Source organism: Shivajiella indica (assembly GCF_042683085.1).
Lineage (GTDB): Bacteria > Bacteroidota > Bacteroidia > Cytophagales > Cyclobacteriaceae > Shivajiella > Shivajiella indica.
In genome coordinates, this window is the sequence record NZ_JBHUIV010000015.1 from 43,603 (window position 1) to 55,079 (window position 11,477).

Below are 11,477 nucleotides of genomic sequence, written 5' to 3' on the forward strand. Positions count from 1 at the left end.
TGTGCCAAATGTTAAAAAGATCAGGTTTTTATTTAATTACACTTATATATATAGGGGTATTTTATGCCTGTAGCCCAAAAATCAACCAGTTTGAAAAACTTTTGGATGGAGTTTATGCCAAACCGGAAGTTTTGACTTTGCATAGGGATTCTGTCAGGGTTAGCATACAAGGGGCTTTACCTTTGGCTTATCTTACAAAGGAAACAAAAATTCATTTTTTTCCTGAATACCAATATGGGGAGGGGGCATTAAGGTTAGGTAAACTCACTCCTTTTGATGGGGAATATGTGTTAAATACCGTACAGGTAAGATTGGATGAAACCATTGTTTTTCCCTATCTCCAAGGAATGGAAGAGGGTAGGCTGGTGATCAAAGCCCAGGTGGAAAGAGAAGGGAAGTCATATTCTGTACCCGAAAAAACGGTAGCCAAAGGATTAAATACAGTCCCTTTGCTTGCAAGATTGGGGCAAATTACCCCGGATGAACCTATACCTGATTTGGGGATTTACATGACTGCGGATTTTTCAGGAATCAATACCACGGAGTCAAGGGAATTTGCAGTCCCTTTTGTCCTTGGGAAGGACCAACCTGTTTCCAAATCCCTTCCTGCTTCTTTAAATACCTTAATTGTAAGGGGAGAGCAGGGTATGGCTATTAGAAAGGTAAGGGTTACGGGGTTAGTTTCTCCCGAGAACCAGGATTTGGCTGATCCAAACCTGGCCTCCAAAAGGTCAGATGCCATGAAAACCATTCTGGAAACATTTCCAAACCTAAAGCCAATAGGGATTGAACAAAACTATAGAAGGAATGATTGGTTTGACTTCAGGTTATTATTGGGGGAATATCAAGGAATAACTGCTAATGAAAAGGAGGAATATTACAATATCATTTTAGACCGTACGGATTTTGAATCCCAGTTGAGGAAGATGAGGCAACTCAAAACCTTCAATAAGGTCAACAGGGATATTTTTCCAAAATTAAGAGCTGTAAAGGTGTCATTTATTTTGGAAAACATTAGATTTTCAGATCCTGAGATTGCCGCAAGTGTTTACCGATTGTTGAAAGAAGGTAAATCTTTGGATGATTTTACAAAGGAACATTTGATATATGCAGGACAAAAATCACCAAGGCTACATGAGAAGGAAGCCATTTATCTTAAGTTGACAGAAATTTTCCCTTCAGAACTATCCTTCAATAATTTAGGTGTGGTTTTCCTGAATCAGGCCCAAAGGGAACTGGATCTTTCCTCTAAAAATGTTTTGATCAGTAAGGCAATCTCCATGTTTCGCCAGGCCAATAAAATCCGGATTACTTCGGTATCGATGCATAATTTGGGGAGAGCATTGATTTTAAGAGGAGATTATTTTGATGCTTATGTGGCAATCTCAGAAGCATCGGCTTTGGAGAGAAATGAGACGAATGAATTTTTAAGAATGAATGAAGGTGTTAGAGGGGCTTTGGACATCATAAATGGAGATTACAAGTTGGCTACCATCCGTCTGAACAGGGCACCTGAAAATGAAATTAATCTTTTTAATAAGGGCCTTGCTTACTTTTTAACAGAGGATTTACTGTCTGCCTCGGTAGCATTTGAGGAAAGTGTTCAGGTCAACAGGGAATTTGGTTATGGGTTTTATGGTTTGGCCATGGTGGCAGCTGAAAGCGGGGATAAAGAACGCCTGTTTGAAAACCTAAGAAAAGCCGTGGAGAGGTCAGAATTTCTTAAAGGAAGGGCCCTCCATGATATATTGTTTTCCAGCTATCAAAATGATCCTGAATATTTGTCTATTTTCAAATAATAAAAAATTGGTTTAAAAGGACATATCCATTTATGATGAAAATCACATAATGTTTTTTTGAAAAAAATTTTTGTATTAATGTTAATTCTCCTAAATTGGATGCTGTATAGTGTGAATACACTATTTTAATTTAAGTAGTGCTTTGATTGCCAAATATTAATTGGCTTTTAAGGTGAAAAATAATTGTAAAAATTAACGATAACCCAAAATCTCATTGCCTATGGCCCAATTCAACAATTTTTATACAGAGTAACAAAATCGTTTTAGCAGTGCAAAATTAAGACATTTCAGAGGATTCTCTCGAGATGGTAGATGCAGTTCAGACTGTCAAGGTATAATCAGCAATAGAAAAACAGGATTAAAAATCTATGCAGACTATTGCATTTATTTTGCAGATATTCGCAAACGATTGCATGATTATCAAAAATTAATTGCTTTCAAACCTTATCAATTAATAATTATTACCCAATCAATCTATGTTTATGGAAAAACTCTACAAAAGTCTAAGCGTACTAGTATTACTCTTAGTGCTTTCGAGTGCCACGGTGATGGCACAAAGAACAGTTACCGGTACCATCCTGGATGAGTTCGGGGACGGGTTACCCGGTGTAACTGTTTTGGTAAAGGGTACCACAACGGGAACTGCTACGGATATTGATGGAAAGTATTCTGTCAATGTTCCGAACAATGATGCTGTTTTGGTATTCTCTTTTATCGGTTACAGGACTGTTGAACAAACAGTAGGTAACCGTTCAGTAATCGATCTGTCAATGGCACCTGATGAAAGACAATTGACTGAATTGATCATCACAGGTTATACTATTGATAGCCGTCGTGAAACAACCGGTTCGGTTTCTACTGTAAATCCAAGAGATTTACAGATTATCCCAACAGGTAACATTGAGCAAACCCTACAAGGTAGGATTGCGGGTGTGACAGTTGTAACCAACGGTCAGCCTGGTACCACTTCCCAGATCAGGGTACGTGGTTTTGGTGCATTTGGTGGTAACCAGCCTCTTTATATTGTGGATGGAGTGCCTGTTGAAAACACAGACTTCCTTAACCCCGATGACATCGAGTCTACCACAGTATTGAAAGATGCAGCTGCAGCTTCCATCTACGGTGCGAGAGCGGCAAACGGTGTAATCGTATACACGACCAAAAGAGGTAACAAGAAGGCTCAGAAATTGAGATTTGACTACAATGGTATGTTTGGTTTTACCGATCCTGGAAAAGGACTGGACATGACAACTCCTCAGCAGTATGCTGACATCACTTGGTTGGCGGAAACCAATCAGGCTAGAATAAGTGGTCGTCCACCAGCTTACGGTCACCCACAGTTGGGTAATGGCACGTCTCCAGTATTGCCTTATTATATCAACGTAGGTGGTGCAGCCGGTGTGCCAGGACCATTGACACCTGCACAATTGGAAGAACAAAGGGCATTGTATAATATTGATCCCCGTAGAGGTCCTGTACACCAATTGGTAAGGGCCGCCACCGGTGAAGGAACAGATTGGTATGAGGCCATTACCAGAAGAGCGCCTATTTCAAGACATTCTTTAGGTTTCTATGGTGGTAGCGGAACCAGCCGTTTCTTCTTAGGTTTGGGTATTCAGGATCAGGCAGGTATTCTGTTGAACAATGATTTCAGAAGGATCAGCTTAAGAGCAAACTCTGAACATGATATCGGATCCAGAGTTAGAGTAGGTCAAAACTTCCAGGCGACTTACCGTCAGGTTTTAGGACAAACTGGTGGTAATGGTGGTCAAGGTGTATCAGGTGATGAAAACGATATCCTTCAGGCTTTCCGTATGCCTTCCATGATTCCGGTTTATGATGAATTCGGCGGTTGGGCAGGTACTGCTGCAAGAGGTTTCAACAACCCAAGAAACCCGGTAGCCAATAGAGATGGATTAAGGAATAACACTAATTTTAATGCCAATGCTTTCGGTAACGTGTATGCAGAGGTGGATATCATTGATGACCTGACTTTCAGAACCTCTATAGGTGGCCAATATGATAACTTCTATGGTGTAGGATATTCCAGATTGCAGTATGAAAACTCTGAAAATAACTCTGCATTTGGTTACAATGAATTTTCAGGATATGTGATGAGGTGGACTTTTACCAATACTGTCCAATATAAGAAAACCATTGACAGACATGCATTTGATGTATTGTTAGGCCAAGAAGCCTTGAATACAGGTGCTGGACGAAACATGAGTGCTTTGGGCCAAAATCCTTTCTCTGAAGACCCTAACTTCATTACTATTTCCAACTTGCCTGTACCTACAAGACAGGTAAACAGTAGCCAGTTTAAAGGGGTTAACTTCCTTTCATATTTTGCAAGGGTAAACTATACCTTGGATGATAAATACCTTTTCAGTGCCGTGGTTCGTCGTGATGGTTCTTCCAGATTTGGTCCAAATACCAGATGGGGTACTTTCCCTGCCTTCTCTGCAGCATGGAGGATTTCTTCCGAAGGTTTCATGGCCGGTGCCACTTGGTTGGATGATTTGAAAATCCGAGGTGGTTGGGGTCAAATGGGTAATTCCAATAACGTTGATCCAAACAACCAATTCTCCCTATTCGGTGGTGATGTAGGTGCTTCTTCCTATGATATTACTGGATCAAACAGTTCTGCCGTAATCGGTTTCAGAAGAACTAGGATTGGTAACCCAAATGCTAAATGGGAAACTGCTGTAACCAAAAACATTGGTTTTGATGGTACTGCATTTGGAGGTAAATTAGATGTAATCATTGATTTCTGGCAGAAAGACACCAAAGACTTATTGTTCCAAGTGCCAATTCCTTCTACAGCAGGTTTCAACGCTGCTCCTCCTTCCGTGAACATCGGAGAGATGTTGAACAGAGGTGTTGACTTCTTGGTAGCTACCAGAGGTAATCTAGCCAGAGACTGGACTTATGAATTGCAGGTAAATGGTGGTTTCTTAAAAAATGAGATTGTTTCGTTGGCCCCAGGTTTGGATTTCATCACCAACTTCAACCCTTCATTCAGAGGTATTCAGCCAATTAGAAACCAAGTTGGCCAGCCATTGTCTTCTTTCTTTGGTTATCAGGTTGATGGATTGTTCCAAAGTGCTGAGGATATTGCCAACCATGCTACTCAGGATGGAGCAGCCCCAGGAAGATTCAAATACAGAGATGTGGACGGTGATGGTGTAATCACTCCTGAGGACAGGGTGTTTTTGGGTTCTCCTGTTCCTTCATTCTCTGGAGGTATGAACTTCACAGTAGGTTACAAAAACTTTGATTTGTCTGCTTACTTCTATGGTACTGCAGGTAACAAAATCTGGGCTCAGTGGAGATGGTTTACTGACTTCTTCTCAACTTTTGAGGGTGCAGCTATTTCTTCCCGTTTGTTAGATTCTTGGACTCCTCAAAATACCAACACTAATATACCTGTGGCAGATAGGCAAAGTACCTTTAGTAGTTCTAACGTCGGAAACAGCTACTATGTAGTTGATGGTTCTTATTTGAGGTTACAAAACTTGACTTTGGGTTACACCATGCCAAACAGTCTGCTTCAGAGATGGAGATTGGAAAGATTGAGAGTATTTGCTTCTGCAAACAACCTTTTCACTATTACAGGATATGATGGCTTGGATCCAATGGTTGGTGGTAACGTAGATTTAGGTTTCGGTATAGATGTGGGTAACTATCCTGTAACAAGAGGTTATACTTTTGGTTTGAATTTGAATTTCTAACCAAACAATCTGTCAAACATTCTGTTTAAAAGAAAAATTTCATAAAGTTATTATCTAAATATGAAAAGATTTAAAATTCAAATTGCAGCCTCACTAACAGCAGGATTAATGTTGTTTGCAGCAAGCTGTTCTGATGACTTCCTGGAAGTACCAGCTGTAGGTCAGTTATCTGAAGCCCAATTGACTTCCTTGGAAGGTCTAAATGCTGCTTTGGTTGCTGCCTATTCACAGGTAAATGGTAGATTTCAGAGATTGGCTTCTCCTTCCAACTGGGTATGGGGAAGTATTAGAGGGGGAGATGCCAATAAAGGTACTGACCCTGGTGACTTTTCCACGATCAATCCTATTCAAAGGTTTGAGGCAGATCCAACAATAAGTATTATTGAGGAAAATTGGAATGGTAATTATGAAGGTATTGCCAGGGATAACAACGTTCTTCGCCTTTTGGATAAGAAAGACCCATCTGTAACTGATGCACAAGCAAAAGGTATTGAAGCCCAGGCTAGATTTCTAAGAGCCCACCATTATTTTCAGTTGTATAGAAACTTCAACAAAGTTCCTATTATTGAAAAGGATGTGGATTATGGAACTCCTGAGTTTGCTGAATTGAGCAATAACCAGGAAATGCTTCCTTACATTGAGGCAGAATTCCGATTTGCTGCTGAAAACCTTCCGGCAACTCAACCGCAAGTGGGTAGGGTAAATTCTTGGGCTGCAAAAGCTTATTTGGGTAAAGTATTGCTTTATGCCAAGAAGTATTCAGAAGCCAAGCAGGTATTTGATGATGTCATTGCCAATGGAGTAACCAGCAACGGTTTGAAATATGGATTGGTTCCTTATTATGATGACATGTTCCGAGGAGCAAATGATAACCATCAGGAATCTGTTTGGGCTTATCAATCTGCTGCGGGTACTGGTTCTGTGAACAATGCGAATCCCGAGTTTGACCTGAACTTTCCATACAATACCGGTCCTGCAGGTCCAGGTAACTGCTGTGGATTCTTCCAGCCAAGCTTTACTTTCGTAAACTCTTTCAGAACCAATGCACAAGGTCTTCCATTGTTGGATGGTTCTTACAATCAGCTTGCTAATAGAGTAAAGAATGATCAAGGAATCGAATCTTTCGTAGCTTCAGATCCTTCTACTTTCTTTACACCTGATGAAGGTCCTCTTGATCCAAGATTAGACCACACTGTTGGTAGAAGAGGTATTCCTTACTTGGATTGGCAGGATCATCCAGGAAAAGCTTGGATCCGTAACCAGCCAAACGGTGGTCCTTATGCTCCTAAGAAATATGTGTATGAAAGATCTGAACAAGGTTCTTTCCAGGACAACTCTTCTTGGACTCCTGGATATACCGGTATCAATTTCATGATCATCCGTTTTGCTGATGTGCTTTTGATGGCTGCTGAAGCGGAGGTTGAATTGGGTAATTTGGAAGCAGCTAGAGCCTTAGTAAACCAAGTAAGAACAAGAGCTAAGAATTCTTTCTTATTGAGAGAAAACGGTAACCCTGCTGCAAATTATGTGGTAGATACCTATAATGCTGCATGGACAGATGCCAATGTGGCAAGAGAAGCCGTTCGATTCGAGAGAAAATTGGAATTGGGTATGGAAGGTCATAGGTTCTATGATTTAGCAAGATGGGGTACCGCTAAAGCAGAACTTGATTTCTACTTTGCTTTGGACGGTGTGTTATTGCCAGATCCATTGGGTGGTGCCAGCTTTACTGTTGGTAGAGACGAATGGTTGCCATTACCTCAAAACCAAGTGGACTTGATGGGTTCTGATAAATTGGTTCAAAATCCTGGATTTTAATTCCTATTAAATCTATAATAGTTTTTTCAAGGAGATGGCTTAAGCCATCTCTTTGTTTTTTAACCTAATTATTAACAATTATGCTGAGAGCAAATATTTGAAACCTGTATCATAGTGTATATTCAGGTTATTTTAAATCAGGGTAAGTAGGAGAAAAATGCAGTTCTTGGGAAGCTTAAATTTACTTCCATTTAGGTTCCTGATTTTATAAATAAATACTAATTTGAATGCGATTTCAACCATTACCAAAGAAATACCTCCCCATGAGAATTACCATGATTATTATCAGTGTTTTACTGATACTTAGTTCTGCCTGTAAGAAAAAATCAGATACTTTATTTGAATTACGTTCAGATACTGGAATTGCATTCAATAACCTGATCATTGAATCTGATTCTTTTAACATTCTTACCGATGAATATATTTTCAATGGTGGGGGGATAGCTGTTGGTGATTTTAATAATGATGGTTTGTCAGATCTTTATTTTACAGGCAATCAGGTTTCTAACAAATTATACCTAAATAAGGGTAAATTTAATTTCGAGGACATTTCTGAATCCTCAGGTACGGAAGCTTCTGACAGATGGAGTACGGGTGTAACCGTTGTGGATATCAATGGGGATGGATGGTTGGATATTTATGTTTGTGCGGCCATGTTTCCGGATAAGGAAAGAAGAGCCAATATGCTTTTTGTGAATCAAGGGCTTGATGAAAAAGGGAAGCCGTTTTTCAAAGAATTGGCAGCCACATATGGTCTTGCTGAAGCAGGGAATAGCATGATGGCTACATTTTTTGATTATAATAATGATGGGTATCTTGATTTGTATGTACTCAATAATGAACAAAGCAAGGGAGTTCCTTCAAACTTTAGGGAGAAAATTACGGATGGATCAGCCATCAACAATGATAGGTTATACAAAAACAATGGGGATGGAACTTTTTCTGATGTAACCATAGAAGCAGGTATTACCATTGAAGGTTTTGGTTTAGGACTTGCTGTGGCCGATATCAATCAGGACGGTTGGCTGGATTTGTATATTTCCAATGATTATACGCCTAATGATATTTTATACATTAATAATCAAGATGGAACTTTTACCAATCAAACTAAAAATTATATCAGACATCAAAGCATGTTTTCCATGGGTTCTGATATCTCCGACTATAACAATGATGGGTACCAGGATATCATTACACTGGATATGTTGGGAGAAATCAATTATAGGAAAAAGACCACAATTGCAAAGAATTCTTATCAGACCTATATCAACAATGAAGAGTGGGGTTATGAGTACCAGCATGTGAGAAACATGTTGCATGTGGGAAATGGCCCAGGAATTCCATTCAGTGAAATAGGTTTTTTGGCAGGAGTTTATCAAACCGATTGGTCCTGGTCACCGCTTTTTGTGGACATGGACAATGATGGTAAAAGGGATTTGTTGATCACCAATGGATTTCCCAGGGATATTACCGATAAAGATTTTGCAAATTACAGGGCGGATGTTGGAAGCGTGGCCACAATAAGACAATTGCTTGATTCTATTCCTATCGTTAAAATACCCAACTATGCCTTCAAAAATAAGGGGGACTGGACTTTTAGTGATCAAGGAGTTCACTGGGGCCTGAATAAACCTTCTTTTTCCAATGGAGCAGTTTTCGTAGATCTAGATGGTGATGGAGACCTTGATTATGTGGTTAATAACATCAATGATCCTGCCTTTGTATTTGAAAATAAACTAAATGATAAAAGTGATCGCCCAAATTACCAAAGGATAAAACTACAGGGGCACTCTAATAATCCAATGGGTATTGGCGCCAAATTGGCTTTTCATTTGGATAATGGCGAACTTATATTTCATGAACAACAAGTTTCAAGGGGATATATGTCCGCGGTCGAGGATGTCGTGCATATAGGATTGGGGGTCGCAAATGTCCAAGCTTTGGAAATTTTCTGGCATGATGGAAAATACCAAAAGTTGGAAAACTTGCCTGTAAACCAAGTTGTTGTTATCGATCATCAAGAGGCAATACCAGTAAATTTAAGTAGTCTGGAATTTCCATTCACTCCCAAAAAAGTAAATCCGATTGTTAGTGAAATAGCTGAATCTCTTGGAATAAATTATACCCATCAGGAAGCTGATAAGATAGATTACAATATCCAGAGAACTTTACCCCATAAGTTGACCCAATTTGGACCTAGCTTAGCAGTTGGAGATATCAATAGAGATGGTTTGGAAGACTTTATTGTCGGTAGTGCTGCAGGGTTTTCACCGATCTCATTTTTCCAAAATAAGGATGGCAGTTTCATAGAAAAGGAAATGTTTACTTCTCCATCGGATAGACGTTTTGAGGAAATGGGAATGGTTTTGTTTGACCTGGATAATGATGGAGATCTTGACCTATATATGGTGTCAGGAAGTCCAGAGTTTGTTCCTGATTCAGATGAATATATTGATCGCATTTACCTGAATGATGGAAAAGGCAATTTTACCCTGGCAGAAAATAGCATGGAACCTTTTAAAGCCAGTGGTTCTACAGTAAGGGCAGCTGATTTTGACGCAGATGGTAAAATGGATTTATTTGTAGGAGGGAGGACTGCTATTGGTCAGTTTCCTTTACCTGAGCAATCCTTGTTGCTTAAAAATACCGGAGGGAAATTGGAAGATGTTACGGACCAAATTGCCCCAGATTTAAAAAGGGTGGGAATGGTGACAGATGCTATTTGGACGGATTTTGATAATGACGGGAAAGTAGATCTCATAGTTGTTGGCGAATTGATGGCCATCACGGTGTTTAAAAACAATGGAGAAGGATTTGAGAAATTAAAGGACAGTGGACTAGAGAGTCATTTAGGCTGGTGGAACAGTATTGTATCCGGTGATTTTGATGGAGATGGCGATATGGACTATATGGTCGGCAATTTAGGTGCAAATAATTATTACCATCCCTCAGTTGATAGACCTGTGGTTGCTTTTGGAAAAGATTTTGATAATAACCGAAGTATAGATCCTGTTATTTTTACCTATTTCAAAGACAATTCGGGTAATTACACTTCCGTTCCTGCCCATTATTGGGATGATTTATATGGTCAAAGTACGCTGTTCAGAAGAAAATTCAACCGGTATAAAGAATACGCAAGAACCACGGAGGAGACCTTCTTTAAAGCTGAGGAATTGGAAGGAGCTTTAAAGCTCCAAGGCAATTATGACAGAAGCAGCTACATTGAAAACTTGGGCAATGGGAAATTCAAAGTGCATGAATTGCCTTTATTGGCTCAAATAGCCCCAGTTAACGGTTTGTTGGTGAATGATGTAAATGACGATGGGAATCTGGACATCTTAATGACTGGGAATGATTATGGAAATGAAGTATTCTCTGGAAGATATGATGCATTTACAGGATTAGTGCTATTAGGTGACGGTAAAGGGAATTTCGAACCCATTCGTTCTTTAGAAAGTGGTTTTGTGGTTCCTGGAGATGCAAAATCCATGGCTTTGGTGATGGGATCCAATGGGAAGCCAAGGTTTATTTCCACACAGAATAGGGGGAAATTATTGGTGCATGAAAAAACCGCTTCTGTAGATGGGAAAATTTTCACCGCCCCTACCAACATCCATACAGTAATACTAGAAAATGCGGATGGAAAAATGCAAAAAATAGAGATTAATAATAGATCAGGATTCAATTCTAATTCCGGTAATTCCCTAAAAATCCCTAAAAATCCCAAGTCTTTGAAAGGAGTGGACTACAAAGGAAATGTGCTGGATTTAGATTTTAAATAAAGATTTGTTGAATTTTTTGTGAGCATTGATTTCAAGAATCAATGCTCCAATCTTTTAAGGAAATTTCTTATTTAATGATAAAGGTGCTTCAGATCTGCTTTGCAGATATCTATCATTAATTGGCCCACTTTTTTGCAGACATCCTCAAAATACCGTTTGCCTTTTTCGGAATTGGATTTTTTCGGATTTCCTATTCCTGTATCTTCAGTGACCTGTGACCATTTTCCTGACTTCGACACTGGGACACCCAAAATCAAAAATTGAACATTTTTGCCAGTTTTCGCTGACTCTCGTTCAAAAGCAAGGTCTTTCTCAGCTTTTTCCCTGAAGATTTGAGTTGCATTTCA

General features: G+C 39.5%; 4 protein-coding genes. All 4 read left to right on the forward strand.

Annotated elements, in window-relative coordinates; all coding sequences use genetic code 11:
- Positions 1-8: 8 nt before the first annotated feature.
- The 4 genes from ACFSKV_RS09495 (at position 9) to ACFSKV_RS09510 (ending at position 11,130) form a co-directional block, all read left to right on the forward strand.
- Positions 9-1,799, forward strand: a complete 1,791-nt coding sequence (locus ACFSKV_RS09495) for a tetratricopeptide repeat protein (RefSeq protein WP_380801809.1) — start codon at positions 9-11, stop codon at positions 1,797-1,799.
- A 476-nt stretch (positions 1,800-2,275) separates the two neighbouring features.
- A complete protein-coding gene (locus tag ACFSKV_RS09500; RefSeq protein WP_380801813.1) occupies positions 2,276-5,530 on the forward strand; it encodes a SusC/RagA family TonB-linked outer membrane protein in 3,255 nt (1,084 codons plus the stop codon).
- A gap of 60 nt (positions 5,531-5,590) precedes the next feature.
- Positions 5,591-7,348: a RagB/SusD family nutrient uptake outer membrane protein gene (locus ACFSKV_RS09505; RefSeq protein ID WP_380801815.1), complete on the forward strand. Its 1,758-nt coding sequence runs from the start codon at positions 5,591-5,593 to the stop codon at positions 7,346-7,348.
- 227 nt (positions 7,349-7,575) lie between these two features.
- The gene (locus tag ACFSKV_RS09510) at positions 7,576-11,130 is read left to right on the forward strand and encodes a CRTAC1 family protein (protein ID WP_380801818.1); all 3,555 of its coding nucleotides are present in this window, start codon (positions 7,576-7,578) and stop codon (positions 11,128-11,130) included.
- Positions 11,131-11,477 lie beyond the last annotated feature (347 nt).

Coding starts and splice junctions, on each gene's coding strand:
- ACFSKV_RS09495 (WP_380801809.1), top strand. CDS start 9: ATGTTAAAAAGATCAGGTTTTTATTTAATTACACTTATATATATAGGG.
- ACFSKV_RS09500 (WP_380801813.1), top strand. CDS start 2,276: ATGTTTATGGAAAAACTCTACAAAAGTCTAAGCGTACTAGTATTACTC.
- ACFSKV_RS09505 (WP_380801815.1), top strand. CDS start 5,591: ATGAAAAGATTTAAAATTCAAATTGCAGCCTCACTAACAGCAGGATTA.
- ACFSKV_RS09510 (WP_380801818.1), top strand. CDS start 7,576: ATGCGATTTCAACCATTACCAAAGAAATACCTCCCCATGAGAATTACC.